This window comes from Haladaptatus caseinilyticus (genome assembly GCF_026248685.1).
In the GTDB taxonomy this organism is placed as follows: domain Archaea; phylum Halobacteriota; class Halobacteria; order Halobacteriales; family Haladaptataceae; genus Haladaptatus; species Haladaptatus caseinilyticus.
The window spans coordinates 1,681,938-1,708,688 of the sequence record NZ_CP111036.1 but is presented as its reverse complement, the minus strand read 5'-3'; the positions used below and the strand labels follow the sequence as shown (position 1 = coordinate 1,708,688).

The 26,751-nt window shown below is 60.2% G+C and carries 35 protein-coding genes and 1 pseudogene; 19 read left to right on the top strand and 17 right to left on the bottom strand.

Features of this window, described 5'->3' with window-relative positions; all coding sequences use genetic code 11:
- Positions 1–132 precede the first annotated feature (132 nt).
- Both OOF89_RS09300 and OOF89_RS09295 read left to right on the top strand, forming a co-directional pair.
- Positions 133–717 (top strand): flavin reductase family protein, encoded by a 585-nt coding sequence (locus OOF89_RS09300; RefSeq protein ID WP_266075448.1) that lies wholly within the window; start codon positions 133–135, stop codon positions 715–717.
- A complete protein-coding gene (locus OOF89_RS09295; protein WP_303657558.1) occupies positions 714–1,523 on the top strand; it encodes an aminoglycoside N(3)-acetyltransferase in 810 nt (269 codons plus the stop codon). Before OOF89_RS09300 ends, OOF89_RS09295 begins: the two co-directional genes overlap by 4 nt.
- 22 nt (positions 1,524–1,545) lie before the next feature.
- On the opposite strand, the gene OOF89_RS09290 is transcribed toward OOF89_RS09295, so the two are convergent.
- Complete coding sequence (locus OOF89_RS09290; RefSeq protein ID WP_266075446.1) at positions 1,546–1,881, bottom strand: 2Fe-2S iron-sulfur cluster-binding protein; 336 nt, start codon at positions 1,879–1,881, stop codon at positions 1,546–1,548.
- A 124-nt stretch (positions 1,882–2,005) separates the two neighbouring features.
- Between OOF89_RS09290 and OOF89_RS09285 the strand changes: the two genes are divergently transcribed.
- The gene (locus OOF89_RS09285; RefSeq protein WP_266075444.1) at positions 2,006–3,373 is read left to right on the top strand and encodes a geranylgeranyl reductase family protein; all 1,368 of its coding nucleotides are present in this window, start codon (positions 2,006–2,008) and stop codon (positions 3,371–3,373) included.
- A 188-nt stretch (positions 3,374–3,561) separates the two neighbouring features.
- Here the strand turns inward: OOF89_RS09285 and OOF89_RS09280 are convergent, their stop codons facing one another.
- From OOF89_RS09280 to OOF89_RS09270, 3 genes are all read right to left on the bottom strand, one after another.
- Positions 3,562–3,879, bottom strand: coding sequence for a HalOD1 output domain-containing protein (locus tag OOF89_RS09280; RefSeq protein ID WP_266075442.1), 318 nt, complete (start codon positions 3,877–3,879; stop codon positions 3,562–3,564).
- 128 nt (positions 3,880–4,007) lie between these two features.
- Positions 4,008–4,577, bottom strand: a complete 570-nt coding sequence (locus tag OOF89_RS09275; RefSeq protein ID WP_266075440.1) for a plastocyanin/azurin family copper-binding protein — start codon at positions 4,575–4,577, stop codon at positions 4,008–4,010.
- Between the two features lie 76 nt (positions 4,578–4,653).
- Positions 4,654–5,937, bottom strand: a complete 1,284-nt coding sequence (locus OOF89_RS09270; RefSeq protein WP_266075438.1) for an amidohydrolase — start codon at positions 5,935–5,937, stop codon at positions 4,654–4,656.
- Between the two features lie 242 nt (positions 5,938–6,179).
- On the opposite strand from OOF89_RS09270, the gene OOF89_RS09265 reads away from it, so the two are divergent.
- The 3 genes from OOF89_RS09265 to OOF89_RS09255 all read left to right on the top strand — a co-directional run bounded on the left by OOF89_RS09265 (position 6,180) and on the right by OOF89_RS09255 (position 8,578).
- The gene (locus OOF89_RS09265; RefSeq protein WP_266079731.1) at positions 6,180–7,697 is read left to right on the top strand and encodes a Na+/H+ antiporter NhaC family protein; all 1,518 of its coding nucleotides are present in this window, start codon (positions 6,180–6,182) and stop codon (positions 7,695–7,697) included.
- Entirely contained in the window at positions 7,694–7,960 is a 267-nt protein-coding gene (locus OOF89_RS09260) for a DUF7513 family protein (protein WP_266075435.1), read from the top strand. Before OOF89_RS09265 ends, OOF89_RS09260 begins: the two co-directional genes overlap by 4 nt.
- A gap of 162 nt (positions 7,961–8,122) precedes the next feature.
- Complete coding sequence (locus OOF89_RS09255) at positions 8,123–8,578, top strand: twin-arginine translocation signal domain-containing protein (RefSeq protein WP_266075433.1); 456 nt, start codon at positions 8,123–8,125, stop codon at positions 8,576–8,578.
- Positions 8,579–8,698: 120 nt separating this feature from the next.
- Here OOF89_RS09255 and OOF89_RS09250 read toward each other — a convergent pair whose 3' ends face one another.
- Complete coding sequence (locus tag OOF89_RS09250) at positions 8,699–9,031, bottom strand: uS10/mL48 family ribosomal protein (protein WP_266075431.1); 333 nt, start codon at positions 9,029–9,031, stop codon at positions 8,699–8,701.
- 188 nt (positions 9,032–9,219) lie between these two features.
- Between OOF89_RS09250 and OOF89_RS09245 the strand changes: the two genes are divergently transcribed.
- On the top strand, positions 9,220–9,648 hold the full coding sequence (locus tag OOF89_RS09245; protein ID WP_266075429.1) for a bis(5'-nucleosyl)-tetraphosphatase: 429 nt from the start codon (positions 9,220–9,222) through the stop codon (positions 9,646–9,648).
- Between the two features lie 21 nt (positions 9,649–9,669).
- Here the strand turns inward: OOF89_RS09245 and OOF89_RS09240 are convergent, their stop codons facing one another.
- On the bottom strand, positions 9,670–10,350 hold the full coding sequence (locus tag OOF89_RS09240; RefSeq protein ID WP_328517174.1) for a DUF7827 domain-containing protein: 681 nt from the start codon (positions 10,348–10,350) through the stop codon (positions 9,670–9,672).
- Positions 10,351–10,489: 139 nt separating this feature from the next.
- On the opposite strand from OOF89_RS09240, the gene OOF89_RS09235 reads away from it, so the two are divergent.
- Positions 10,490–11,530, top strand: a complete 1,041-nt coding sequence (locus tag OOF89_RS09235; RefSeq protein WP_266075427.1) for a DUF5787 family protein — start codon at positions 10,490–10,492, stop codon at positions 11,528–11,530.
- Positions 11,531–11,565: 35 nt separating this feature from the next.
- Here the strand turns inward: OOF89_RS09235 and OOF89_RS09230 are convergent, their stop codons facing one another.
- Positions 11,566–12,066, bottom strand: a complete 501-nt coding sequence (locus tag OOF89_RS09230; protein ID WP_266075425.1) for a DUF5797 family protein — start codon at positions 12,064–12,066, stop codon at positions 11,566–11,568.
- A 212-nt stretch (positions 12,067–12,278) separates the two neighbouring features.
- On the opposite strand from OOF89_RS09230, the gene OOF89_RS09225 reads away from it, so the two are divergent.
- Positions 12,279–13,061 carry an enoyl-CoA hydratase/isomerase family protein gene (locus tag OOF89_RS09225; protein WP_266075423.1) on the top strand — a complete coding sequence of 261 codons (783 nt, stop codon included), beginning with the start codon at positions 12,279–12,281 and terminating at the stop codon, positions 13,059–13,061.
- Between the two features lie 6 nt (positions 13,062–13,067).
- Here OOF89_RS09225 and OOF89_RS09220 read toward each other — a convergent pair whose 3' ends face one another.
- Positions 13,068–14,330 (bottom strand): MFS transporter, encoded by a 1,263-nt coding sequence (locus OOF89_RS09220; protein ID WP_266079727.1) that lies wholly within the window; start codon positions 14,328–14,330, stop codon positions 13,068–13,070.
- Between the two features lie 88 nt (positions 14,331–14,418).
- On the opposite strand from OOF89_RS09220, the gene OOF89_RS09215 reads away from it, so the two are divergent.
- Both OOF89_RS09215 and OOF89_RS09210 read left to right on the top strand, forming a co-directional pair.
- Positions 14,419–14,676, top strand: coding sequence for a DUF5789 family protein (locus OOF89_RS09215; RefSeq protein WP_266075421.1), 258 nt, complete (start codon positions 14,419–14,421; stop codon positions 14,674–14,676).
- A 45-nt stretch (positions 14,677–14,721) separates the two neighbouring features.
- Complete coding sequence (locus OOF89_RS09210) at positions 14,722–15,033, top strand: transcription factor S (protein ID WP_227774008.1); 312 nt, start codon at positions 14,722–14,724, stop codon at positions 15,031–15,033.
- Between the two features lie 110 nt (positions 15,034–15,143).
- Here OOF89_RS09210 and OOF89_RS09205 read toward each other — a convergent pair.
- The 4 genes and pseudogenes from OOF89_RS09205 to OOF89_RS09190 all read right to left on the bottom strand — a co-directional run bounded on the left by OOF89_RS09205 (position 15,144) and on the right by OOF89_RS09190 (position 17,740).
- Positions 15,144–15,736 (bottom strand): annotated as a pseudogene (locus OOF89_RS09205) (class I SAM-dependent methyltransferase).
- Positions 15,737–15,829: 93 nt separating this feature from the next.
- Positions 15,830–16,552, bottom strand: coding sequence for a methyltransferase domain-containing protein (locus tag OOF89_RS09200; protein WP_266075416.1), 723 nt, complete (start codon positions 16,550–16,552; stop codon positions 15,830–15,832).
- Positions 16,549–16,941, bottom strand: coding sequence for a nascent polypeptide-associated complex protein (locus tag OOF89_RS09195; protein ID WP_266079725.1), 393 nt, complete (start codon positions 16,939–16,941; stop codon positions 16,549–16,551). Before OOF89_RS09195 ends, OOF89_RS09200 begins: the two co-directional genes overlap by 4 nt.
- A 307-nt stretch (positions 16,942–17,248) precedes the next feature.
- Positions 17,249–17,740 carry a PUA domain-containing protein gene (locus OOF89_RS09190; RefSeq protein WP_266075414.1) on the bottom strand — a complete coding sequence of 164 codons (492 nt, stop codon included), beginning with the start codon at positions 17,738–17,740 and terminating at the stop codon, positions 17,249–17,251.
- Positions 17,741–17,881: 141 nt separating this feature from the next.
- On the opposite strand from OOF89_RS09190, the gene OOF89_RS09185 reads away from it, so the two are divergent.
- Positions 17,882–18,058 carry a hypothetical protein gene (locus OOF89_RS09185; RefSeq protein WP_266075412.1) on the top strand — a complete coding sequence of 59 codons (177 nt, stop codon included), beginning with the start codon at positions 17,882–17,884 and terminating at the stop codon, positions 18,056–18,058.
- Here the strand turns inward: OOF89_RS09185 and OOF89_RS09180 are convergent.
- Genes OOF89_RS09180 through OOF89_RS09170 form a run of 3 tightly spaced genes read right to left on the bottom strand, consistent with a single transcriptional unit; the run spans position 18,055 to position 19,622 of the window.
- On the bottom strand, positions 18,055–18,552 hold the full coding sequence (locus OOF89_RS09180) for a LabA-like NYN domain-containing protein (RefSeq protein WP_266075410.1): 498 nt from the start codon (positions 18,550–18,552) through the stop codon (positions 18,055–18,057). The two genes, OOF89_RS09185 and OOF89_RS09180, sit on opposite strands and share 4 nt — an antisense overlap.
- A gap of 49 nt (positions 18,553–18,601) precedes the next feature.
- Positions 18,602–19,243 (bottom strand): metallophosphoesterase family protein, encoded by a 642-nt coding sequence (locus OOF89_RS09175; RefSeq protein ID WP_266075408.1) that lies wholly within the window; start codon positions 19,241–19,243, stop codon positions 18,602–18,604.
- 46 nt (positions 19,244–19,289) lie between these two features.
- Positions 19,290–19,622 (bottom strand): hypothetical protein, encoded by a 333-nt coding sequence (locus OOF89_RS09170; RefSeq protein ID WP_266075407.1) that lies wholly within the window; start codon positions 19,620–19,622, stop codon positions 19,290–19,292.
- A 389-nt stretch (positions 19,623–20,011) separates the two neighbouring features.
- Between OOF89_RS09170 and dapA the strand changes: the two genes are divergently transcribed.
- From dapA to OOF89_RS09140, 6 genes are read left to right on the top strand one after another with little or no spacing between them, the layout of a single operon-like run.
- Positions 20,012–20,896: a 4-hydroxy-tetrahydrodipicolinate synthase gene (gene dapA / locus OOF89_RS09165; protein WP_266075405.1), complete on the top strand. Its 885-nt coding sequence runs from the start codon at positions 20,012–20,014 to the stop codon at positions 20,894–20,896.
- Positions 20,893–21,672, top strand: a complete 780-nt coding sequence (dapB, locus tag OOF89_RS09160; RefSeq protein ID WP_266075403.1) for a 4-hydroxy-tetrahydrodipicolinate reductase — start codon at positions 20,893–20,895, stop codon at positions 21,670–21,672. Before dapA ends, dapB begins: the two co-directional genes overlap by 4 nt.
- On the top strand, positions 21,669–22,493 hold the full coding sequence (locus tag OOF89_RS09155) for a 2,3,4,5-tetrahydropyridine-2,6-dicarboxylate N-succinyltransferase (RefSeq protein WP_266075401.1): 825 nt from the start codon (positions 21,669–21,671) through the stop codon (positions 22,491–22,493). The genes dapB and OOF89_RS09155 overlap by 4 nt, the downstream gene beginning before the upstream one ends.
- On the top strand, positions 22,490–23,758 hold the full coding sequence (gene lysA, locus OOF89_RS09150) for a diaminopimelate decarboxylase (protein WP_266075399.1): 1,269 nt from the start codon (positions 22,490–22,492) through the stop codon (positions 23,756–23,758). Before OOF89_RS09155 ends, lysA begins: the two co-directional genes overlap by 4 nt.
- Positions 23,755–24,591, top strand: coding sequence for a diaminopimelate epimerase (gene dapF / locus OOF89_RS09145; RefSeq protein ID WP_266075397.1), 837 nt, complete (start codon positions 23,755–23,757; stop codon positions 24,589–24,591). The genes lysA and dapF overlap by 4 nt, the downstream gene beginning before the upstream one ends.
- Positions 24,588–25,655, top strand: coding sequence for a M20 family metallopeptidase (locus OOF89_RS09140; RefSeq protein WP_266075395.1), 1,068 nt, complete (start codon positions 24,588–24,590; stop codon positions 25,653–25,655). Before dapF ends, OOF89_RS09140 begins: the two co-directional genes overlap by 4 nt.
- Here the strand turns inward: OOF89_RS09140 and OOF89_RS09135 are convergent.
- Both OOF89_RS09135 and OOF89_RS09130 read right to left on the bottom strand, forming a co-directional pair.
- On the bottom strand, positions 25,624–25,989 hold the full coding sequence (locus OOF89_RS09135; RefSeq protein ID WP_266075393.1) for a DUF5518 domain-containing protein: 366 nt from the start codon (positions 25,987–25,989) through the stop codon (positions 25,624–25,626). The two genes, OOF89_RS09140 and OOF89_RS09135, sit on opposite strands and share 32 nt — an antisense overlap.
- Before the next feature lie 90 nt (positions 25,990–26,079).
- On the bottom strand, positions 26,080–26,292 hold the full coding sequence (locus OOF89_RS09130; protein WP_266075391.1) for a zinc ribbon domain-containing protein: 213 nt from the start codon (positions 26,290–26,292) through the stop codon (positions 26,080–26,082).
- Positions 26,293–26,368: 76 nt separating this feature from the next.
- Between OOF89_RS09130 and OOF89_RS09125 the strand changes: the two genes are divergently transcribed.
- Positions 26,369–26,734 (top strand): hypothetical protein, encoded by a 366-nt coding sequence (locus tag OOF89_RS09125; RefSeq protein ID WP_266075389.1) that lies wholly within the window; start codon positions 26,369–26,371, stop codon positions 26,732–26,734.
- Positions 26,735–26,751: the final 17 nt, after the last annotated feature.

The following is a 26,751-nucleotide window of genomic DNA, read 5'->3' as shown; positions in this document are numbered from 1 at the left end:
CCAGTAAAGATATGATTGATGGCGTCTCTCCCTCTGCGATAATCCGACAATTAATATCATATACGGAAGAGATACACCGGCAGATTCGTCTGCACCCGGAACGACCTTGCCGTCCCACACCCATCACTTCGCATGGAACTCGACCCGAACGAAGTACAGTCGCTCTATCGAACGCTGGCGGGTGCCGTCGTTCCACGCCCGATTGCCTGGGTAAGCACTCGAAGTCCCGATGGAGTGGACAACCTCGCGCCGTACAGTTTTTTCAACGTCGTGAGCGTTGCGCCGCCGGTCGTAATGTTCGCGCCGGTAGACGGCCAAGATGGATTGAAAGACACTCCCGCAAACATCCGCGAAACCGAGGCGTTCGTCGTAAACGTCGTTACCGAACCGCTGGCGGAGGCGATGAACCGGACGAGCGCGACGCTTCCTCACGGGGAAAGCGAGTTCGACCACGCCGGACTCGCCCGAGCGGAGTCGACGACGGTGGACGCACCGCGCGTCGCAGAGACGCCAGTCGCGTTCGAATGTTCCCTGTACGAGATGGTGGATATCGGCGCATCGACGATGGTACTCGGCGAGGTCGAGTGGGTTCACATCGACGATTCCGTGACGACCGACGGAAAACTCGACGTGAAGAAAATCGATGCTGTCGGTCGTCTTTCAGGAAATTTATATGCGAACACGAAGGAACGATTTTCCATGGAGCGCCCTCCGTGACGGAACGAGAAACCATCGAGCAGAGTGACGAACCGATTACGACGGAACGAATCGAAACGGATCTTCGGACCCTCGGGGTGTCGGTGGGTGGCACCGTACTGGTTCACTCGTCGCTTTCTGCCCTCGGATGGGTCAGTGGTGGTGCACCAGCGGTCGTGGACGCACTCCGATCAGTCATCAGCGAGGACGGAACCCTGGTGATGCCAACCCACACGGGGTTGTCCGACCCGGAGGGGTGGCAGAATCCGCCAGTCCCCGACGATTGGGAGGACGAAATCCGAGCGACGATGACACCCTATCGACCCGAAATAACGCCGACGCGCGGAATGGGCGCAATTCCGGAGACGTTCCGGAACTATCCCGACGTCGTTCGAAGCGAGCACCCACAGGTTTCGTTCGCAGCGTGGGGGAAGGACGCGGAACCCATCGTTGCCGACCACGAGTACGATTTCGGACTCGGCGAGAACTCCCCGCTTTCCGACGTGTACGACAGGAACGGGACGGTCCTCCTGTTGGGCGCAGGACACGACTCGAACACCTCACTTCATCTCGCCGAACACCGTGGCGACTACGAGAAAGAAACCGTCCCCGACGGTGCGCCAGTGATGAAGGACGGCGAGCGAAAATGGATTCAACTGACGGAACTCGGTCTCGAAGACGACGATTTCGAACGGGTCGGAGAGGCTTTCGAACGAGAACACCCCGAAGCAGTCGCTCGGGGACAGGTCGGCAACGCCGAGACGACGGCGATGAGCCAGCGGAAACTGGTCGATTTCGCTAGCGAGTGGTTCGGTAGCAATCGGTAGTCGTCTTCGTCGTCAGTCGTCGTCAGTCGTCGTCCGCAGTTGCCGTGTTCGAATCCATCGCGTCCGCATCAGCTTCGATGCTGGGTGGGTATTTGCCGCGGTCGAGTTTCAGGTCGCTCTGTGGACGGGCCATACAGGTAAGCGCGTACTTTTCGGCTTCCGCTTCGGTCAGTCCACGGGCTGCCGGTTGTGTGACTTCTCCCTCCACGATTTCCGCGGAACACGCGAGACACATGCCGACCCGGCAGGAGTATTCCTGTGCGATTCCCGCCTCGATACAGGCCTTGAGAATGGTCTCCTTGTCGGATACCTCGATAGTTTCGCCCGTCCCGACGAACTCGACGGTGTATTCGTTCATGTTCCGGGAATACGAACAAGCCTGACAAAACTCTTTATTCCCGCCCGTTCACATTTTACGTCGTTTTCGAAAGGACACAAAAGGGGATAAAGAGTTTTCTCGCTTCCCTCTCGTAGCGAAACGCATGACCGAGCAGTACGATATGGTCGTCGTCGGCGCAGGAACCTCGGGGTGTTACGCCGCGGCGACTGTTGCACGCGAGGGCTACGACGTCGTCGTCGTGGAGCGGAAGACGGAGAAAGAAGCGGGACACATCGCTTGCGGGGACGCGCTGAAAGGTGCGGACGCCTTCCCCGAGGCGATTCCGAAGGAGAAGATCCAACCCGCGTTCACGAACACGGATGTAGACCACGGTCGGTTCGAGATTCCGAAGGAAGACACCGTCCTCGAAATCCCGGTTCCCGGCGAACTCGCCGTCATCGACCGGTGGGAGTACGGACGGCGAATCATCAGCGGTGCGAAGGACGCCGGTGCGACGTTCCACTACGACACAGTCGTACAGGACGTGACACAGGACGACGATGGCCACGTCACAGGTGTTCGCGCAATACACGAGGGAGATGTCGTCGAGTACGAATCCGAACTGCTCATCGACGCCGCCGGAGCGCTTTCGCTTTTGCAGGACAAAACGGACTTCTCGGACGCGACGTTCGACACGAACGTCACCTACTCACAGTTCTGTTCCGCCTACCGTGAAGTGCTTCACGTCGAGGAACCGGTCGAATGGGACGACGCACTCGTGTTCAAACCGACAGACCGCGCCGCAGGCTATCTTTGGTATTTCCCCCGCACCAGTACGGAAATCAACGCCGGACTCGGCTTCCAGATGAACGAGGAGCCGATGAAACTGGTCGAAGACCTGAAGCGGGACCTTCGTAACCGACCCGAGTTCAAGGGTGCAACCGTCGAGGACAAACTCGGTGCTGCATTGCCGACCCGACGACCGTACGATTCCGCCGTCGCCCCGGGATTCATCGCGGTCGGTGACGCCGCAGGTCACGTCAATCCGACGACCGGCGGCGGCATCGCAGGTGCTGCCTACGCGGGGAAGTATGCGGGCGAGCAGGCCATCGAAGCCTTCGAATCCGGCGACGTGAGCGAGCAAAACCTGTGGCGGTACAACCAGCGTGTCATGGACCACTTCGGTGCACGATATGCCGGTCTCGATATCTACAACATCTTCACGACTGCCGTCGAAGTGGACGACCTGATGGGGATGCTCGGAGCATTGCCGACCGAGAAGCTCTCCGAGGCACTCTATTCCGGCAGTGCGAACATCGGGTGGAAGCTCAAGTTACAGACCGCTATCGACGCGAGGGACCACTGGCGGCTCATCTACGACTTGTACAAGACGAAGAAGTTGGCCGACGACATCATCGACCACTACGACCACTACCCGACCGACCCACGAGGTCTTCCATCGTGGCAGGAGGTTCGTGACGACTTGATGGACGACGTGTACGAAGCGACCGACGCGGCACCAAAATACTGATACGATCGTCGATTCGGCCGCAAATCCGACGTCACGATCGGTTTGTTACGGTGGAGAACTCGGTTTCTCGATGACCAGCGTCGTCTTACGAACGAAAGATAGTCATGCCATCCCATAGCACGCTGTTGCACACGAAAGGCAAGAATCGACGAAGTGTCTAGAAAAGAACAACTTGCTCGGATTTTCGCTCAGTCGAGTTCGCTGATAACGATTTGGCCGTAGCTGTGAACCGTTACTTGATAGTTGAGAATATCGAAGACGACTTTGCCACCCATTCGGGGTGTCCCGTCGTGTTTGTCGCTGAAAAGGGTATCTAACGCATCAGGGTCGATAGCATCGTATAGGGGCATTCCCATTTCCGCGGGGTCGTCCCCCGCTACTTCGGCGAGCGCCATTACTACTGCCGTGCTGAGTTTCTCGTCGTCCGCATAGCAGGAATGCTGGTTTGCTCGTGCTGTGCCCGTGATAATGCCGCCGTCATTACTGTCGTTGATGTTCCCGTTCATACTGTAGACCTCCAACACTGCAATACTGCTCGGTCTGTTCAGAGCCTTGCGACAGAGGGTAATAAAAATTGTCGTCTGCATTTGAAACGGTTGGAAATATACCATAATCGAGTCGACCATTACGTTATTCAGTCCAACCCGTAATCGCCACCGTACTTGAGGAAGAAGTACGTGACTGCCAACACAGCGAACAGGGCGGATACCGTCGCTACTGCCAGTGTTTTCGCCGCACCTGGTATCGACGGCAGGACACCGCCACTACCTCCGCCGCCACCGCTGCCAGCGCTCACTTCGATACTGCCGACCATCCCCGCGGACTCGTGTGGAATGCAGAAGTACTCGTAGACGCCCTCCACGTCGAGGGTCCGTTCGAACGACTCGCCGCCGCCGATTTCACCCTCCGGATAGGCGTCCCGTGCCGCCTGTTCGCTGTCGAACCCTCCGCTCGCGAAGTATGCGGCGTTCCCCGGGATTTCGTCCTCGTACGCCGTAACGGAATGTCCGACGGACCCCGTGTTTTCCCAGACGACGGTCGTCCCCGGCGCAACCGTGACGGCATCCGGGTCGAAGACGAGACTGTCGGTCATCTCGATGACTCGCTGTTCTTGCCCGGACCCGGTCCCTGCCGTGGACGCAACCGCAACTCCTCCGGCAAGACCCCGAATGAATCCCCGCCGTGTCGTTTCAGTTCCCCCCATAGATAGAGATTCGGCTGTTTCGAGGAAACCACTTTCGCCCGTACAGGGTTGGAAACCCACGAAGGGGAAAATCGACTTACGGACGCTTACTTGCGATCTCTCGGATCGAGGAGGACAATAGATCGACCGCGATCGGAAGACTGTCCTCGTCCACGTCGAACGTCGAGGTGTGGTGCCCACCGGGATGGTCGGTCCCGACGCCAACGTAGGCCGCGAGGCCGCCGTTTTGCTGTACCTCCTGCATGAGGAAGGTCGCGTCTTCGCTCCCGCCGAGCGTGTCCCGACGAATCGGGTTGTCCACGCCGCGGGTATCGGTCGAAACCTCATGGACGATTTCGACCAGATCCTCGTCGCTCTCGGCGCTCGGCGCTTCACCCTCCGAACTCAGTTCGACCGAACATCCATGCATCTCGGCGGCGTGTTCCAGTACGCGGTCCGCGCGCTCTTTCATGTAGTTCTTGAGGTGCGTCGTTTCGCCGCGCACTTCGCCCTCGATGTGGGCCTGTTCGGGGATGATGTTGGTTGCCGTGCCGCCGCCGACCTTCCCGGCGTTGATTCGGGTCGCACCGTCCTCGTGGCGAGGGATGGCGTAGAGGTTCTGAATAGCGGTTGCCATCGCCTGAACCGCGTTCTCACCGGCGTTCGGTTTCCCCCCCGCGTGGGCAGGTTCGCCGGTGAACTCGGCGAGGAAATGGTTGACGGCGAGGAATCCGTCGACACCGGCGACGACTTCGCCGGTCGGGTGGTCGAGACCGATATGAACCGCAAGCAAGTAATCCACGTCGTCCAAGTGACCGCTCTTGGCCATCGGCTTCCCACCGGCGACACGCTCCTCGCCGGGTTGGAAGAGTACCTTCAGCGTCCCCTCGAAGTCGCTATCCTTGATGGCTTCCAATACGCCGAGTCCGATGGTCGCGTGAGCGTCATGCCCGCACGCGTGCATCGCGCCCGCGTGCTCGGAGCGGAACCCTTCCGCCATGGGTACGTGATCCTCGTTCATGGATTCCTCGCGGAGGAGACCGTCGATGTCGACCCGGAGAGCGACGGTCGGCCCCTCACCCCGTTCGATGACGGCAACCGCACCGGTTTTCCCGCCCTGCAACCGTTCGAGGATGTCTTCACGGGCGCCGTCCTGTCTCGCCTGTTCGTACCATCGGCCGAGTTCGTCCCCGTCCGGAACGGCCATCCGTTCCTCTTCCGCGAGGACCTCGGGGCCGACGTAGAGTTCGTCTACGCCGATCGTTTCCAGTTCATCCACGATTCGACAGGTCGTGTAAAACTCACGCCACGCCGGTTCCGGATGGCGGTGGAGGTCCCGTCGGAGTTCGACAAGCCGATCACGATGGGTTTGCTGACTCATGGCAAGGGCGACGACCGGCGCAGGCTTAAACCCTCACGAGTGGGCAGGCGTTGCATCTTCCCTGCGGGTGTGGAAAAATCGGATATTTCGTGCGATATGCTTCAGCTTTCACGAACTGTCATCATGAAATAGCTATGATTTATAACACCGGACCCTCTTGGCTCACACTGATAGAGGTGAGTTAGATGGGTTCGTCAGAAGATAGACAGGATGAACCGGGTGAAGAAGTAGAAGAAGAGCTGATGGAAGCGGAACAAGCGCGGAGCGAACCGCGAATCGAATTCTACGGCGGAAAGTGGATGAGTACACTGCCTATCGCGTTGTTCATCGTCTGGGCGGTGTTTCAGAGCGGATTTCTCGGAATCGGAGACACGACGGGACTCGTTATCGGAATGCTCGTTTCACTCATCATCGGGATGCTGTTCGCTAAAGGGAACTGGAAAACCTACGCGAACACCATCTTCGAAGGGATGACCCAACGTGTGGCCGCCACGGCCATCGTCGCTTGGCTCTGGGCAGGCATGTTCGCACAGGTGCTCCAAGACGGTGGCTTCGTTCAGGGACTCGTTTGGGCCGCGGATACGCTAAGTATCGGCGCGACACTGTTTCCGGCGGCCACGTTCATACTCGCCGCACTGCTCGCGACTGGCATCGGAACCGGCTACGGGACGACCATCGCGTTTACCGGACTGTTCTTCCCGGCAGGCCTCCTGATCGGCGCGAACCCGGTGTTGATGTTCGGTGCGATTCTCTCGGGCGCAGTGTTCGGTGACAATCTCGCACCGGTGAGCGACACGACCATCGTGAGCGCGGTGACGCAGGATTCCGATATCGGCGGCGTCGTCGCATCACGCTTTAAATACGCCATCTTCGCGGCGATACTGGCACTCGCGGGCTACGTCGTTGCCGGATCGATGATGAGTGGGATCGACGTCTCCGGAGCGGCGGTTCTGGAGGGGAACCCGATCGGCCTCATCCACCTGGTTTCGATGCTCATCGTTATCGTAACGGCGATATCGGGCCGCCACATCGTCGAGGCGATCTCGTGGGGCCTCATCTTCGCGGTCTCCGCCAACTTGGTGTTCGGCCTCGCGAAGATACAGCAGATGCTGGTGTTCTACGCGCCGGAAAACGGCCCGTTCGCGCAGGAGTTGGCGTTTCTCCCGGTCGTAGAGGTCGTTTCGGCCAACGCGGAAAACGCCGGCACGGTAGACGGAAGCCTGTACGGCGGTGCATCGGGCTTTTTCCCGCTTATCGTACTGACCTTGCTCATCGTCGCGGGTGCGCAAATCATGATTCGCGGCGGTGGCTTCGAGGCGCTCCAAGACTGGTTGCTCGACAGTGTGGCGACCAACGTCAGACGTGCGGAGACGACGATGGTGATGGGAACGGCGAGCGTCAACGCGATGATCACCATCAACACCGCCGCCGAAATCGCCATCGCACCCTACGTCGCTCGTATCGGCCAGAAGTTCAACATCAACGGCTACCGCCGTGCGAACATTCTCGACGCGAACTCCTCCGCGATGGGCTACATCTTCCCGTGGGGAGGCGGCGTCCTCGTCGGCTATGCAACCATGGTCGGCTTGGTGGACCAGTTCGAGTGGTTCACACCGGCGATGCTGGTCAACCCCGCCGAAGTGTGGCCGTTCGTCTTCCACGGGTGGTTCCTGTTCGGCGTGTTCCTCCTCTCCGCACTGACCGGGTTCGGACTCGAATACGTTTCCGACCGCCGTGCTGAGGAGGTGGCACGAGTATGAGTCTCTTCGACAAATACACCGCAGGGTGGACGTTCCGTACGAACAAACCCGAGTTCGATACCGGGGAGAAGATCGAGGTCTACCTCACGGACTACAAAAACGGCACTGCCCTCGCGCGTGTCGGCGACACGCTCCTCCACGTCGAGGGCGCACCGCAGGACGCCCTCGACACTCGCGTCCGGCTCCGTGTCGAGGAGTTCGACGAGAGTGACCACGAAGGACGAGCCACGTTTCTCGAACCGATAGACGGCGAAACGGCCTGAGAACGCCCGGTTCGAAATTACCCCTATTTCGTTTTTCCCGGACCGACAGTTCCACTCGAAGAGCGTTACCGGTCGGTTACCCAGTAACAGTTAGCTCATATTACAGTTATTGCCGAAGGATGCGTCGTTTCTACCGTAGTACCCACACGGGGGGGACCACCGATGGAGACACGGACAACCGATACTTCGAATCGAACGGGTGGAAACGACATGCGTCGGGATTTCATGAAGAAAGGTGCGCTAACGGTCGGGGCAGTCGCACTCGGACTCTCGGCCGCGGGAACCAGCACCGCACAGAGCCGTGAAAACGTGCTCGTATACGCCGACGACTTCCGGCCAGGAGAGACCTTCCGCGTCATCGATCAACTTCCGGCATCGACCACCGTGAGATTGCTCACGCTGCCGGGCGGCGGGGATGCGGTGGAAACCACACAACTGGACGACTACATCGGATATACGGTTCGATACACTTCCGGGGGAAACGTCGTCGGTTCGACGACCGTTTTCACGCGAGACGGACTCAGCACCGGCGTCAGGTATCGGTTCACGAGGGACGCCTCGTTCTTCAGCCCACGGCTCAACCTCATCAGTACGACCGTCAGGCGCACCGATAGGTGAATGGGGGAGAAAACACGACCGATTACCGCACCGTATTTCGATCGCTACGCGTGAACACGAGCGAGAGAACCGTTCGGTATCGGCGGAGAAACGACGAAATTCGGGGATTTCGGGTCCGAGTTATGCTTTGCCCATTCCCTGAATCTGTTCGAGTTCTACCTCGACGCGGATTCCCGGCGGGAAATCCATCTCGGCGACTTGCCGTGAAACGCCGTTGTGACCCACGATTTCCACCTTTCGCGTGTACACGGTGTAATCCCAACTTCTGAACTGACGTCCCTCGTCACCGGAGAGCGTTTTGTACTGTGGGACACGGATGCGTTCCGGCGGTTCGGAGTGAGGGCCCCGCAGGTCCGCCCCTTTTCGTTCCGCCGTCGAGCGAATTTCCGACACGACTTTGTCCAGTACGGGACGGTTCCCGCTCTGGAGCAGTATTTTTGTGATGAAGGTCATGGCTGGCTCTGTAGAGTATAGAGAATCACAGTACGTAAAATTCCTGCTTCTCGTTCGAGCGGATGTTTCGGTTCGCTGTCTGGTTTTCCCCGACATGTCGTGATGGTCGAGACGGTGCGCAGAAGACACGCGAGAAGAACTGTACTGGTTCGACATTCCTTTAATGGCGAACCGCATAGATGAGCGCAATGGCAGTCAAAGCTACGAGCGCGGGTGCGATCCTCTTTCGGGATACCCGTGGTCGAAGGGAATACCTCCTCCTCAAAAGCCGTCCGGGCGATTGGGAGTTCCCCAAAGGCGGCGTGGAGGGCGACGAAGAGCTACAGCAAACGGCAATCAGGGAAGTAAAAGAGGAGGCCGGAATCGACGATTTTCGGCTCCTCGATGGCTTTCGCGACGACTACAGTTACGTCTTCGAAGCGAACGGAACGACGATCCACAAAACGGTGCATCTGTTCATCGCAAAATCGTACGAAGCCAGCGCGGAACTGTCGAACGAACACCGCGACCTGCAGTGGCGTGATTACGAACAGGCGATAAACACCATCACGCAGGACGGTCCACGGGACATCCTCCGTGATGCTCACGAGTTCCTCGACGAGAACGACGACCACTGAAAAACGTGGAGTTTTCGGACGTTATCGACGCCGCGCCAGCAGTGCGACTCCCGCGAGGGCGGTTACTGCGAGACCGATGCCGAAGCCGGGTTGGCCGTCGGACCCGGTCGTTTCGGTGGCCGTCGTTGTCGTCGTCCCGGACGATTCACCCTCGGTCGTTGTCGTCGTCCGATTCGACGAGCCGTCACCGTGGACGTTGATGCCGCCATAGGCGATTTCGGAGGCGTTCTCGCCGGTTCCCGAGTAAACCGTGAGGCCGTACATAAACGCTTTCAGCGAATCCGCGTTCGTCTCGTTCGTGACGGAGACGGTGTCGTCGTCGCCTCGTGCCGTCAGCGCCGATCCATCACCGCTTCCGGCTTTCGACGTGTCGAACTGCAAAACGACCTGCCCATCGCCGTCGCCGTCGGTGACGGATGCGTTTAGCGTGTAATCAGCCTGTCCACCGCCGATTCGGACGGTCATGGCGTCGAGACCATCGAGGCTGAAGTTCATCGTTGCTGTCTCGCCCTGTTGGACTTCGTAGATGGAGTGGTTGAACGAAACGGTTCCGTTACCATCGCCTTCCTGTTGGAAGAACAGAGGGGACTGTACAGCAGGGTTCTGGTCGGTGTTCGTCGCGGTTCCGGCGGTGCCTGCAACGGCAGTGCCTGCGAGGAGCGAGACGATCACCAAGGAGGTCAAAGCGTGTCGTATGTTCATAGCTGTTCGGTAATATTGCGGTAAAACCGCGTTCGCCCGTCTCGTGACGAGCGTGGCTGGAACTTTCATACCGGTAAACAAAAATTTTCTGCTATGAGTCAGTCGAATCGCTTACCAGCACGGGGGACGAGAAGTCGGTATGGCCGAGCCGGAGTTCACGTTCGAGTTGCGAACGTGTCGGTGGGTGGAACGAAACTGGCCACCAGCGGGCCGTGAATGTCCGGTGCTCGTCTCGCGACAGCTCGGGACGAAGCGTAGACGGTGGGATACAGTCGTCGTAGAGGTGGACAGTGACGCGTTCGCCCAACGTGCGAAGTTCGGTCGAACGCGACTCGAAAGCGACCATCTACACGTGATGCGGAACGCACCCGAAGAGTGGGCGTGGTATCAGGACGCCCTCCCCCACCCGGGCTATTCGTGGCGATACGTGCGTGAAACGATTCACGAGGCGGACGACCGGGGGATTTTGGACGTTCGAAAACGCGGACGACGGCTCGAAATCAGGCGCCGCTGGGACTATCCGGACTGGGTTCGTCGCATCGTCGCAATCGAAAACAAGCCCGATCTGGACGCCAGTGCCGCCCGCGATTTACGTCCTCAGATGGAACGAGACGTGGCGTTCGCGCTGGCCGACGAAGTGTGGGTTGCAACTCGTGCGACCGGTGACCGAGTCGAACCTGCACTGCTGGAATCCCTTCCCGTCGAGGCGGGCATTCTGACCTTCGACGAGGATGCGAGTTCGAAGGCGGAAACCGCCACAGTGGCGTGGTATCCCCGAACCCTGGACGTTGAGTCGCCGGGAACCAGAATCGTGGAGCGGCCGAGTGGCGGAGCATACGATCAATCGGCGGCCCGCTTCGATTACGTCGAGAGCGAAACGAAACAACAAAAGCGACTGGAAATCGCGGAGCGGGCGTACGAACGCGGCTGGCGGTCGTATACCCGAACCATGCGCCCCGACTGTCGGCACTTCGAACTGCGGCGCGAAAACGAGTTGCTGCTTCCCCACTGTTCGGCGAAGTCGTGTTCGCAAACCGCGAAACAGTGTTCCGGACGCTGTTCCGACTTCGAACCCGAACCACCCGCGTGGCGACGGAAAGGATGGCCAATCGAAGGCGGCCCTGGAAAGGCGATTCAGCGACTGCTCGACTCCCGCCGGGAGCGATTTCGACCGAAGTAATCCGACTGGGTGTCACTAGTCCGGGGTTCGACCGATTACCCGGACGCTTCGACGGTGATTTCCTCTCGTTTGACGGCGAGTTTGAACGTCGGGACGGTTCGGTAGACGACTTCGACGACGCCCTTTCGTTTCAAACTCTGGAGGGCGGAGCGCACGTCGTCCACGTCGGGATCGAGGTCGTACTCGTCGCGAAGTTTGTGGAGCACGGAGACGACGCTCTCGGATCGCTCGTCGTGATCGGCGAGAACGGTGAAAATACGCTGTTGAATTTCAGGCACGCGGACGACGCTGGGTGCATCCCCGTCCTCGTCAGCGACCATGCCTGGTTCCACGTCCACGAGGTCGTTCGCCTCGGTCGTCGCGCAGATGTAACTGTTTTCGTCGCGGTAGTAGTACTCCTTCAGTTCGCTCTCCAGATACTGGTGCACTTCGCTCCCGCTCTCCAATCCCCAGCGGTCCTGTAGTTCGCTGTTTTTCGTCGGTTGCAGTTCGACCAGGTCGGCGAGTCGCTCGCGGGCCTCCTCGGACAGCGTCATTATGGAAAGGGTATGGGGGCGTATTATTTCCCAGTTCCGGAGCAGTTTGGGCGACGACGATGATTGCGGGGTCGTGTGGAGGAATAACCGAACTCGTCTTTCCACACTCATCCGAACACTCGCGGGACCCACTATGGCGGACATCGATCCGTCTTTCGATCAAAATCCACATCTCCGCAATGATTAACCGAGTTCCGCGAGACGGTGAACGCATGCCCGAATGGGACACGGTACGACTCGAGTTCGACGACGACGACGACGTAGCGACGCTAACGGTTGACCGACCCGACCGACTCAACGCGTTGAACGTCGAGACGTTGCGCGCGCTCCGTGATGCGATTTCCGAGGCAGAATCCGAAGATGCCCGCGCGCTCGTACTGACCGGCGCTGGGGAGAAAGCGTTCATCGCGGGAGCCGACATCAGCCATATGCAGGACCTCTCGACGACGGAAGCACAGGAGTACGCGGAGCTCGGACATGACGTGGCAGACATGCTGGAGTCGTTCCCCGCGCCCGCCATCGCGGCGGTGAACGGCTACGCGTTCGGCGGCGGGTGTGAACTCGCGCTCGCCTGCGACCTCCGGGTGGCGAGCGAGAACGCCGTCATCGGCCAGACCGAAATCGACCTCGGCATTATTCCAGGATGGGGTGGGACCCAGCGACTCGCTCGCGTGGTGGGCGACGAACTGGCTCGCAGGCTCATCTTCTTCGGCGAGCGAATCGACGCACAGGATGCCCACGAAATGGGCTTGGTCGGCGAAGTCGTCGCGCACGACCAGATCGACGCCCACGTCGAAGAAATGGCGAGGGATTTGGCGAAACGACCGGCGTTCGCCCTTCAGGCTGCAAAGGAAGCACTGAACCAGACACACGAGGGAACCCAGTCGGCAGGCCTCCGCTACGAGCGCCGTCTCTGGAGTTCGCTGTTCGGTACGCACGACCAACGCGAAGGAATGGCCGCGTTCCTGGACGACCGGGAACCGGAATTCAAGTAGAAACCCTCAATCTTGCGGCGCCGGGCGCGATTCGGCGTCCGAATCCGCACCCACTGACATCGTTTCTTCGACCTGCGTGTAGACGAGGAGTGCGCCGAGCGCCGCCAGTATCGCCCCGAACTCGAACGGAATCGAGAAGCCATACCGAACGAGGAATCCGGACGCAAGCGGACCGATTGCGGTCCCCAGTCCGAACGCCATCGTCAGGATGGAGAGTTGAGTTCCGGACTGCCCCTCACGCGCGAGGTCACCGGCCAACGCGAGCGCAGGCGCGAACACCAGCGCGCCGGCGACACCCTGTACGAGACGGGCAACGAGCATCTGCGTCGAGGTACCGACGAACCCCTGTGCCAGCGTCGCTGGGACCAAAACGACCATTCCGACGATGATGAAGGGACGGCGGCCGAACCGGTCGCTCGCGCGGCCGACCGGAGCCTGAAGCGCGACCTGTGCGAGGACGAACGCGGCGAACTGAAGTCCGAACCACGTCTTCCCTTGGTCCAGCCGTTCGTTGATCGTCGGTTCGATCGTCGCCAGAAGTGCGATGCTTATCGCCAAAAACAGCGTCGTGAGTCCGAGCGTAAAGACGGGATCGAGACCACCACCTGAACTACGCAGCGAGAGGTCGAACTCCTCGCCGGCACTCGATTCGGTGCGCTTCGGGTCGCTCACCAGCAAGGTGACGAGCAAGTAGCTGACGAGCGCGCCGACTGCCGCGAAGTAGAACGCGGCGTCGAAGCCGGTCAGTTGGATACCTGCGATGGTGTACGGTCCACCATCCACGACCGACCCTGCCGCGATCGGTCCGAGGCCGAATCCCAACAGACGGAACGTGTTGAACACGCCCATATTCCCCCCACGGGTGTCACCCGTGGCGAGTTCGTTGACGAGCGCGATGGTACAGGGAATCGTAAAGGCGACGCCGACGCCCTGAAGTGCGCGAATGAGGACGAGCGACACATAGTTTCCGGCGAAGGCGTATGCGACGTTCGTCAGCGTCAGAATCGCCAGACCGAGCAGGATGAACAGCTTTCGTTTTCCGGTTCGGTCGGAGATCCTCCCGGCGAACGGCTGCGTGAAGCTGTTGAGAAAGCCGAACAACGAGAGCACGACTCCCGTGACCATCGCCTCCTCGAGACCGAACGTGTCGCCGGAAACCGCACCGCTCGCGATATACACCGGCAACACGACGATAAGGAACGAATTACCGACTGCGTCCGCCATTCGTGCCAGCGCCAGCGCTAATACCCGTCTGTCGGTACCGAACATTCGGTTCGAAATACCGTTCCCGCGGTGAAGACGATTGTGATGGAGGCCGTGATAACAGCTAAGACGATTCGCGTTGTTCTCTGTTGCCATGGCACATACTGTTAAGTTCAGCCATCTGGAGTCCGAACTCCAGCGGTTGTCCTATCCAGTGTCGCGCGACGAAGCCGCGGAAGCACTGGATGATGTAACCGTTCTGTTCGCGGAAGGACAAGAGAACCTCGGCGAACTCGTTGCACAGACGGAACAGGACGAGTACGAATCCGTCGAGGACATCGACGCGGAGATCAACAACGTCCTGCCGCGGGAGGCGGTGGGTGAGCCATACCAGTCCGAGGGCGAGGGCTAAGAAGCACGCCGTTTAAATGGGCGCGTCGGCTATCCCGGGACAACGATGGAGTTCTGTGACGAGTGCGGTTCCATGATGAAAGCCGACGATGGCCTTTGGGTCTGTGGTAGCTGTGGCTACGAGAAGCCGAAAGGCGACGCCAGCGATTACACGATCACCGAAGACCAGGAAGCCAGCGAGATAATAGAGAGCGGCGGCGGCACCAACGGGCTTCCGACGACGAGCGCGCAGTGTCCGAACTGCGACAACGACGAAGCCTACTGGTACATGCAACAGATTCGTTCGGCCGACGAGAGCGAAACCCGATTTTTCGTCTGCACCGAGTGCGAGCACAAGTGGCGCGAAGACGATCACTAAACACGACCTTTTACGACGGTCCGTTCTCGCCGCTACGAACTGTGGAGTCGCTGATTTCTGGTGACTGCGTCGGTTGCTGATTCGGAGGGGTTGGTTAGTTTACCCATCGCTCACTCCGCTCGCTCAGCGATGACGGCGTAGTGAAACGGCGGCAGTTCGACCGTTTCTTCGATCGAAAACCCGGCGTCTTCGAGCAGGGTCGTCGTTTCGTCGAGTGACATCCGAACGTCTGTCGGCGGGCCACGCGGCTCGCCGTCGAGCGTCGTTTCGGCTCGCGGTTGGTCGTGCCAGTTGATGACCGCAACTCGGCCGGTCGGTTCGAGAACCTGCCGAACGGTCGAAGGAACTGACGTTTTTCACCGACACCGTGTAGAACGTTCGCAACGAGCGCAAACGAGACGCTGGCAGGAAGCAGGAAGGGAAGGATCCGAGCGTCACCGCAAATCGTTTCGATTCGGCCGGTAAGGTCGCGATTTTCGGCGATCGCTTCGAGTTCTGCCAGTAGTTCGTCGTCCATATCGACCGCATATACCATCGCCGCACGTTCCGCAGCCGGGAGGACGAAATAGCCGTTGCCACAACCGACTTCCGCGACGGTTTCGCCCGACTCGACCCCGAGCGTTCGGAGCAGCTCGCTCGGAGCAGGCCAAAGCCGTTCCCACCAGTCCCAATCGGGCTGTCCTGTGTTCTGGAATCGGGTCATTGGGCTCCAATTCGGGTAGGAAATAGTTCAGCATTTCTGCTCGAAAAGGGAGTGCGAATCGAAACCTGAGACGGTCATCGAAATGAGGGACGATCACACGTTTCTTGCAAATAACAGATAGCCAGTGTGACCGACGCCGGTCGTCGTGGGCCGCGTCCCTCGGTCGTCGAAATCCATCTCACGTTGGATGGTTTCCATCGTCCGGATGTTGTCGAAGTTCGCTTCGCGAGCCGCCAGTTCGACATCGCGGGCGCTCTCGACGAACGGCGCGTACACGCCGAGCGAGCCACCATCGGCGAGTAGGTCGGGCGCATGCGCGACGACCTCCGCCGCGTCCGGTGTGTCGAGCGTGAGCACGTCGAACTCGCCGAGGTCGTCCATATTTTCGGTTATGTCGCCCGTTCGAACATCGACTCTGTCGGCGACATCCGCCATTTCGATGTTTTCGCGGGCGACCTCCGCAAAGTCGGTCTTGCGTTCGAACGTAACGACATCCGCGCCGATCCGGCCGAGATACCCGGCGAGAACGCCAGTTCCGGTTCCAGCGTCCAACACTCGGTCGCCAGCCGAAATGCCAGTCTCACCGACGATGAGTCCGATGTCTCTGGGGAGCATCGGCGCGCCCGTGCGCTCGAAATGGTGAAAGAGGTCCGGGCCGCGTAGTCGTCGAACCGTAAACTCCTCGTCCAAATGGGTCATCAAGGTGTCGCCCGGTTGCACGTCCTCGGGAACGGTGAGAACCCCGAGGTCGGTCTGGAGTTCCTCGCCGGGGTCACGGAGATACTCTCGGTCGCCGTGAACGAGCAGTATCGTCACTCCAGTCGCTCGACCGCCGCCGCGAGGTCGCCATCGACCGCTTCGAGTGCCTCGCGGGCTTTGTCTTCGCTTGCACCCGTTCGTTGGGCGACGATTTCCACGTCAGCATCCGGAATCTCGTCCGTGGACGATTCCGCATCGCCGGCCTCGACCGCACCGCTCGCGCTGCCCGACGCTTCGCGCGTTTCGGCGTCGCCGACGATCTGGTAGGTCTGCTGACCGCGGGCGTCCATCCGAGTTACTTCGGGGTCGCTGAAGACGAGTTCCTCGCCGTCGGCCGTCCGGATGACCACCTCTTCGGCATCGACGTCGTCCACGTCGATTCCCATTTGCTTCATCATCTGTTGCATCTTTCGGGGGTTGAGTCCGCCGCCGCCTCCTCCAAACATACCCGAATCGTCGGAACGGAGGGCAAAAAACGTGACGCAAACGCGGCGACTTATTTTCTCCCCCTCGTCGCGTTGGACAGTGGCCATAGCCTCCGAAACGACAGGTGAACGGCTCATCGAGGGAGTTCCGAGGCCGGGGCGAAAATGGCTGTAAAAGCGAACAGTATGCCGGGGGAAGGTTTCGGTCGGGTTCGAAGGCCGAAATCGGGGCTCGATTTGTGGCTCGCTATCGACGGAACGGTCCAATCGCAGTCACGGTCATTCCGCCGAGCGCGACGAAAACAGCGGGACTACGGGATGGAACGACCTATTCATCCGCACCGTCGCGCACTTTAACGGCCATTCCAGTGGTGAAATCGAGGATGGCGTCGGCGTCGAGTTCGGCGCGACCGACCGCGAGCAGATCACCGTTTTCGTGCGTAACGAGTACCTCGTCGCCGGCGCGAACGTCCTCGTCTACCGAGTCGACGAATTTGGCGAAGACGTTCTTGCCGTCGCGAACGAACGGTTCGCTCTCGTCACCGACGATGACGCGGCCTGCTGGTGCGTCGAGAGCCGCTGCGAGTCGGGAACCGCCTGCGAGTCCGAGCGTAAATCGCCCGTCAGTCGCGTAGGTGACGAGTCTGGTACCGTCGGCGTGAACCTGCTGCGGGCGGCCGGACGACGAGCGACGGATTTCCAACTCCTCGTTCTTCGGGAACAGTGCGGTTCCGGCGCCCGCTCCGAACTGATAATCGGCAGTGATTCGAAGCGCGGGAAGGTCGTCGGACTCCGCCGTTTCAGCTCCTGCGTCGGTCATTGGGCCGGATTCGTAGTGGGAGGGTGAAAGCCCTTCGACATCCTTCGAATGCCATATCAAAGCATACCAATGTCATTGGTTACCATGCTGCAGTCTATCGGTTTGAGAGTGATTTATTAGGAATGAGTCCGAAAGGCGCGTATGAACACCAAAGAACTACTCGGAATCGCGCTTCTGTTAGCCGGAAGCGTCCTGATCTTCGCCATCACGTCCATGGCGGGATCGCTCGTCGGGAACGCACTGGCTGGGCTCGCCACGGTTGCACTCGCGGCGGGTGCGCTCATGTACGGAACTGCCGAGGACGGCCGACCGGTTTAAAGCAGAAACGTATCAGCCCGTTCGCTCATATCGACGAACGTGTCGGCAGCGTCGATGAGTTCTTCCGCGGACGATTCTTGGAACCCCATCACTTCCACGCGCACACCCTCGTGGCGAAGATGCGTCGCGAGTTGTGCGAAGTCACCGTCGCCCGTACAGAGAACGACGGTGTCCACCTTCGGTGCGAGCGTAATCGCGTCGAGGCAGATGCCGACGTCCCAATCGGCTTTTTTCGATCCGTCGCCGAACGTTTTGATCGCCTTTATTTTCGTCTCGAACCCGATTTCCGTGAGCGCATCGAAAAACCGGTCCTCGTCGGGACTGTCCGCTTGAATGACGTACGCGATAGCACGTGTTAGCTCTCGATCTTGGGTTGCTTTAGAAAGGAGGGACGAGTAGTCGATATTACGGCTGTAAACACTTTGAGCCGTATGATAGAGGTTTTGCGCGTCGGCCAGCACCGTGACGCGCTGAGCGGGGTGAATCTCGGTCATACCTTGGTGTGATAACTACTCGCATAAAGAGGTTCCTGCTTAGCCGTCTTCAGTTTTCTTTCATCTCCGCCCACGTGAGAGAGAGGGAGTCGGGATCAAGTATGTAATATCGTTCCCACGTCGGTGCTAAACTGATGACGCGAGTATTACCGATGGTCGTTTCCGAGTGTTGGTGGTGGTGTCCGATAAGACAGAGGTCAGGGTCGAGCGCGGAGAGTAGGTCGTCTACATACTGGCATCCGACTTCGTACTCTTCGGAAACGGGCAACCCGTGCGGTGCTTCGTGGGTCATCAGTACATCGACGGATTCCAACGACATCGCGCGTTCGACGTCTTCGTGGGTGAAGTGACGGCGACGTTCGCCGACGAGATTCGCACGTGGACGGTCGTATTGAGTGGGCGCGTAGTTTCCCGACAACCCGGCGATGCGTAACCCGTCGAGCTCGACGGCGGTACTTGCCAGCAGGTTGGCGTTTCGCACCTCGGAGTTCGACACCAGACCGTTTCGAAGTGCCGAAATCGTATCGAAGTCCTCGTTGTTGCCCGCGATGAACCACGTCGGTTTCGGTAGATCGTAGTACTCCAAGTCACCGAGTTGCAGAGTTACGTCTTGGTCTGCTTCGCGGTAGGCCGCAAAGAGGGCGCGCCGGTTTTCGGGGTCGGCGGCGTGGGCATCTCCAAGGACGAGCATCGACCGTGGCTATTTCCGGAGACGTGATAAGACCGCCGGATTGTACTCACCCGTGAAGGAGGAGTGCGAGCGCGGCGAACAGCAGTAATCCGACGCCGTAAAAGATGAATTTGATGTCGCTGTCCATCCGTTTCGCCGATAAATCATTCGGATCGACGATAGTGCTCCGGGTACCTATCGAATCCGCATTGGTCATCCCCGTCCCCATTCGCACGGTCCCAGTCCCACCGAGCGCGAAGAGCAGGACGACCAATCCGAACCCGAACGTGGAGAGCAGAACCAGCCCCGACCGCGTCACGGCGTAGACGATAGCAACGGTGAGACCGGCGTAAGCGAACGTGTATCGCACGCCACACCGACCGATGAGGTTCCAATTCATACTTTGACATAAATTCCCATCGTATTTAAATGTGTACTCGAGCTGGAACGTAGCGTCACGGTTGGAGCGAACGAGAGCGTGACGAACCGAACGACTGCTGACAGATCGTTTCAGCCTTCGTTTAGACTCCCCCCGTCCGAGGAAACGATGGGAACCCGAGAGCCGCCGCAGACTCTGCCTGCGGCGTAAGGCATAAGTCCCCACGGAACAGCCATGTCGTATATGCCATGTGTAGTCGCTCACCCCCTGCTTTCGTTTGGGACGAGCGACCGCACAGTCGGAAAACGCACAAAACGCGCGGCATAAACGGTTCTCGGCGGGATTGGCACACCCGTCGTGGATCATCCTCGTTTTGCACCGCGCGATCACCGATTTCCGACTCAAAACCAATGACAAACACACCGTTCCGCGGGGTCTACCCCGCGATGACGACGCCCTTCACGGGAGACAGCATCGATTACGACCAACTTCGCAGCGACGCCCAACGTCTGGAACGGGCCGGCGTACACGGCCTCGTTCCCGTCGGTTCGACCGGCGAAAGCGCGACCCTGACCCACGACGAACACGCGGAAGTCGTGGAGGCAGTGGTCGAGGCCGTAGACGTCCCGGTCATCGCCGGAACCGGAAGCAACGCCACGCACGAAGCACTCGAACTCTCCCGACGCGCCGAAGACGCCGGGGCGGACGGACTCCTTCTCATTTCGCCGTACTACAACAATCCCGAACCGGCCGGGATGGAACGACATTACCGGACCATCGCCGACGAAGTTGACCTGCCACAAATCGTCTACAACGTCCCGTCCCGAACGGGACGAAACATCGACGTGGAGACGACGGTCTCGTTGGCAGAGCACGAAAACATCGCGGGCTACAAAGCTGCGAGCGGCGACCTCGGGCAGATAAGCGAAATCATCGAGCGAACCCGAGACGAGGCGTTTTCGGTGCTGTCGGGCGACGATGCGCTGACGCTTCCGATGCTGTCGCTCGGTGCGACGGGGACCATCAGCGTATCGGCGAACGTCGAACCCGAGCGGACCTGTGAGTTGGTCGAATCGGCACTCGACGGTAACTACGACAGAGCACGGGAACTCCAATACGACCTCGGGCCGCTGTTCCGCGCACTGTTCTCGGAGACGAACCCGATTCCGGTGAAGACGGCGATGGAACTTCGTGGCTATGGGCCGAGCGGACTGCGTCCGCCGCTGTCACCGCTCTCTGCGGAAAATCGCGACGAACTGGCCGGAGTCCTCGATCGTCTGGAGGAATCCGTATGATGCGGGAATCGTCCGAGACGCGCGTTCTCGTTTCCGGTGCAACCGGACGAATGGGACGACGGGTCATCGAGGAGGCAGACGCCCGCGACGACGCGGGCGTCGTCGCGGGCGTCAGCCGTGAACTGTCGGGAGAAATCGACGGACGCCCCATCGAACCCGCGAGCGAGTTCGAAAGTGCCCTCGCGGAGTACGACCCCGACGTACTCGTCGATTTTTCAGTTCCCGAAGCGAGTCAGGAATTCGTCGGCGACTGCGCGGAGGCGGACGTCGCCTGCGTCGTCGGGACGACGGGGTTCACGGAGGGCGGCGAGGCTGCCCTCCGCGAAGCGAGCGAGCGAGTGCCAGTCCTTCACGCGAGCAATTTCTCACGGGGGATTCAGGCGCTACTCCGAGCAGTCGGGAATGCGGTCCACGATTTGCCCGGATACGACGTCGAAGTCACGGAATCCCACCATCGACACAAGCGCGACGCCCCGAGCGGCACGGCGAACACGATCATCGACCGAATCGAATCCGCCGGGGAGTTCGACGGGCGAGTGCACGGGCGCGAGGGAGACGCGCTGCGCGAATCCGACGAAATCGGTGTCCATGCACGACGAGCAGGCGGAATCAGGGGCGAGCACGAAATCCTGCTGGCGAACGACCACGAGGAACTGCGACTGACCCATCGCGCGGGAAGCAGGGCGGTGTTCGCCGACGGCGCACTCGATGCGGCGGTCTGGTTGACCGGACGAACTCCGGGTCGGTACGATTTTAGCGAGGTAGTAGCAGAATGAGAAACGACATACGAGAGCTGTGGCAGCGATACGAATCGGGCGAACTGGATGCAGAAAGCGCTGAGGAGAGGGTGTACGAAACCCTCGATGGATTCCTCGACGCGCTGGAGGCGGGCGAAATTCGCGCCGCCGAAAAGCACGACGGTGCGTGGGAAGCGAACGAGTGGGTGAAGCGAGGGATCCTACTGAACTTCGGCATCCGGGATACGGCGGGACACGAGTACGGTGGTGTCACATACTACGACGTGCTTCCACTCAGGGAAACTACCGACCTTCCGGAGCGAGGAACCCGAAATACACCCGACGGAACCGTCCTCCGACGTGGAGCACATATCGGTTCGAGCTGTATTATGATGAGTCCGAGCTTCGTCAACATCGGCGCGTCGGTCGGTGACGGAACGCTCGTCGATTCCTGCAACACTGTCGGCTCCTGCGCGCAAATCGGCGCGAACGTCAAACTCGGTGCGAACACGCTCATCGGTGGTGTCCTCGAACCCGTCGAAAGCACCCCCGTCATCGTGGAGGACGATGTGACCCTCGGCGCTGGCTGTCGCGTTACCTCCGGGTTCGTCGTTGGCGAGGGAAGCATCGTCGGCGAGAACACGCTTCTCACGCCGCGGATTCCGGTCTACGACCTCGTTGACGAGGAAATATTGTACGGCCATCTGCCGTCGAACCGACGTGCGTTTACCCGATTCGTGGAATCCGGGCTTGGCGACCACGACCTCTTCGACGGCGGAGCGTTCAAGCCCGCCGTCGTCGCCCTCGATGTAGAAGACGACACGCTTGCGCAGGTCGAGCGTGAGGAGGCCCTCCGATGAGCGCGACGAGCGAATCGAGTGACGAGGGGAACGACCCCGACAACCCCGACGTACGGCGACTGGCGGATTGGCCGCCCGAGCGACTCGAATCACTCGCCGAGGAACACGGAACGCCCCTGTACGTCATCGACCTCGGTCGGGTACGTGAGAACTACCAGCGATTTGCATCGGCGTTCCCGAACGCCGACGTTCACTTCGCGGCAAAGGCGAACACTTCGCGGGCGGTTCTTCGAACGTTGGAAGCCGAAGGGTCGAGCGTCGAGTGTGCGTCGGCAGGCGAAACTGAGCGCGCGTTCGCCGCTGGGTTCGAAGGCGAGCACGTCCACTACACCGCCGTCAACCCGCCAGCCGAAGACCTCGACAGGGCGGTGGAACTCGCCGACGAGCACCCAGGACTGACGATTACGGTCGGGGCGGAGGACACCATCGACCGACTCGCGGAGCGCGGCTACGACGGACGACTCTGCCTTCGGGTCAATCCCGGCGTCGGTGCCGGACATCACGAGAAGGTACGAACCGGCGCGGATGCGAAGTTCGGTGTCCCGTACGACAGCGCCGCGGAACTGCTCGAAACCGCTGCGGACGAATTCGCTGTCGTGGGGATTCACGCCCACGCTGGAAGCGGAATTTCCGGCGACGATTTGAGCAACCATCGAGAACTCGTCTCACGGATGTGCAAGTTGGCACGCGACATCGATCTGTCGCTCGAATTCGTCGATGTCGGGGGTGGTTTCGGCGTTCCGTACCATCCCGATGAATCGCCGCTCGACCTCGATTCGGTCGCGGAGGCGACCCGGGAAGCGCTCGGTGACCTCGATGCAACGCTCGTGGTCGAGCCGGGTCGCTATCTCGTCGCGGATGCTGGCGTCCTCCTGACGCGAGTGAACACGGTCAAGGAAACCGCGGAGATCACCGTTCTCGGCGTCGATGCCGGAATGACGACGCTCGCCCGACCCGCACTCTACGACGCCTACCACCACGTCCGAAATCTCGCCGGGGATGCCCCCGAAATCGAGACGACCATCGCAGGACCCATCTGCGAGAGTTCGGACACCTTCGGCGAACACACGATTGCCAACCCCGATCGCGACGATGTGCTGGCAATCGGCAACGCAGGTGCCTACGGCTACGAGATGGCGAGCCAGTACAATTCCCGTCCGCGACCCGCGGTCGTCGTCGTGGACGGCGACCGCAGCGCGGTCGTCAACCGACGCGAAACGCTCGGCGACGTGACTGCGACCGAAGCGGAGGTGGTGTGGCAATGAACGTCTCGTTCGAGAAGTACCACGGCACCGGCAACGATTTCGTCATCGTGGATGCGAGCGTCTGCGTCCCGAATCGCGCAGGCTTCGCACGCGAAGCCTGCGACCGCGCCGACGGAATCGGCGCGGACGGCGTCCTCTTCCTCGCACTCGAACCGAACTACCGGCCACCGCGAGTCGTTATGACGCTCGTGCAACCCGACGGAAGCACGGCGGAGATGTGTGGTAACGGCGCACGCTGTGCCGCAGTGTGGGCCGCAGAACAGGCGGACACCGACGAGGTCATGATCGATACTCTCGCCGGAACGCGCTACGCGAGCATCGACGACGACGGCGCGACCATCGAGATGGGTGCGCCCGACTTTTCGCCGAATGGGGTTCCCCTCGCGCAGGATGAACCGCTCATACGGGAGGAAATCGGTGGCTACGAAGTGACGGCAGTCAACACTGGCGTCCCCCACGCTGTCGCCTTCGTGGACGACGTGGATTCGATCGATATCGAACAGGACGCCCCGGCGATTCGACACGCCGAGATGTTTCCCGAGGGCGCAAACGTCACCTTCGCGTCACCGCGCAACGGTGGGTTCGACCAACGGACATTCGAGCGCGGCGTCGAAGGCGAAACCCAATCCTGTGGAACCGGAGCGGTCGCAATCGCGGTGGTTGCCCGACGGCTCGGGATAACCGAGGAACGGGAGATATCCGTGTCACCACCGGGGGGCAACCTCGAAGTCGCGCTCGGCGAGCGGTACGCCACGCTCTCCGGCCCGGTCGAACCCGAGTTCGAGGGACGAGTTCGAATCTCCACGGCGGGGCGACTCGACTTGGAAGCATGAATGGATTCGACACGATCGAATTTTTGGAGCGAGCGGTACAGACCCCATCACACGAGTCGGTCACGGAGATGCGCGATTTTCTCACGGAAACGCTCGAATCGGCGGGTATTGATGCCGACGTGGACGATGCTGGCAACGTCATTGCGAAGCGAACAGCGACGAAAGACGGTCCACGCATCGTCTTGAACACGCACATCGACACGGTTCCGCCACACGTTCCGTTTTCGCGTGATGGCGACCGAGTCCGAGGCCGAGGGTCCTGTGACGCGAAGGGGCCGCTCGCCGCATGTCTTGCTGCTTTCCTCGCCGTCGAACCTGAGCGAGGACAGGTGACGCTCGCAATCACGCCGGACGAAGAAACCGATTCGACGGGGGCGGCGGCACTTTCCATCGATGCGGATGCCGTCATCGTCGGCGAGCCAACCGGACTCGACGTCTGTAACGCGGGAAGAGGGCGATTTCAGGGGACGGTGACACTACGGGGAGAGAACGCCCACGCCGCACAACCCGAGGCAGGCGTCAACGCCATCGCTGGCCTCGCACCCGTACTGGCCGCGCTGGAGACGTTCGACACCCGTAACCCACATCCCGAACTCGGGTTACCGACGCTCACCCCGACGACCGTCGAGGGCGGAACCGCGACGAATCAAATCCCCGCCGACTGCTCGTTCGTCATCGATCGACGGAGCGTTCCGCCGGAAGGCGCGGCGGAGTTTCGAGGGTCGCTCGAAACCCATCTTCGGGAGTCCGCGCCCGAAAGAGTTGGAGTGGACGTTTCGCTCGCTGAACGGGACACGCCGTTTTTGGAAGCGTTCGAGACGCCTGCTGATTCGGAACTCGTCCGAACGCTCCGAGACGCCTCCGGCGGCGAGGTACGACCGTTCGGCGCGGCGACGGAGGCGTCCTATTTTGCACAGATCGCACCGACCGTCGTGTTCGGACCGGGCGTACTCGCCGACGACGACGGAGCAGTTGCACACGGACCGCAGGAGTACGTGAACGAAAACGAAGTGACTGCGGCGGAAGATGCAGTCACTGAGACGTTACGTCGATTCCTCGGTTAGAATTCGTCATATACGCGCCGATGTAGCCACCGAGCGCGCTCAGTCCGGCAGTGTAGAGGATTGCGATCATGCCGATCACGAGGAGGAAAACGGTGAATCCACCCGGCGCGCTCCCAAAGAGGAAGATGCTCGCGAACAGGAACCCGATGAGAATCATCGGAATGGTCGCGATCGCACCCGAGATGGCACCGATTTTGACGCCGTCGCCGGTGTCGGCGTCGCTGAGATAGGCCGCGACGGCACCGCCGAGTACGGGTGAAAACGGAACGAAGGAGGTCACGAGCGTTACGGCCGCGCCGATGAGCGCGTGAACGAGCGTATCGTTGTTTCCCATACATCATCTATTGGACAGTAGAGAATATAACTATCGTTGGAGATGTCGTCGGGGATGCAAATCGAACAATCCCCGACGGAAGGGTGGTCATCAGCCGAAAAACACGTCTACAACGTCGCTTCCGCGATTACGAACGTCTTTGTACAGTTCGGAGTAGCCACAGTTGTCGCACGAGACGACGGTGAACTTCTTCGTCTGGATATCGAACATCTTGCTCAATCCGCCACCGGTCGTCGATATAGAGTCCGTGGAGGCTTGCGTGTGGCCGCATTTCGGACATCCGGAGGAGTCATCGGCGTTCATGTAGTCGAAGGTGTATCGCGTACCCGTAAATACTTCGTGGATGGCATTTATGATAACTCGCCTCACAGGAGCGAGTATGGCACCCTCCAGCACGTACGGACGCCGTCGTTCGCCTCCGCTCGGCATCAAAATACTCGGGATCCTCGCGGCAATTTCGGCGATTTTCGGCATCCTCGGCGGTCTCGGGACGATGGCCAGTTCGCCGCTCGGAATCGTCTTCGGCCCGCTCGGTATCATCCTTTCGATCGTGCAACTCGTGGTTGCGTGGGGGCTATTGACGCTGAAACCGTGGGCATGGACGCTAACGATGGTCGTGTTCGGTATCGACCTACTGGTTGGCTGCTTCAACCTGCTTCTCGGGAACATCGGAGCCATCTTCGGAATTGTGGTCGCCAGCCTCCTGCTGGTCTACGTCTACAACAAGCGCGACTACTACCGATAGAAGCGGTCGAATCGACG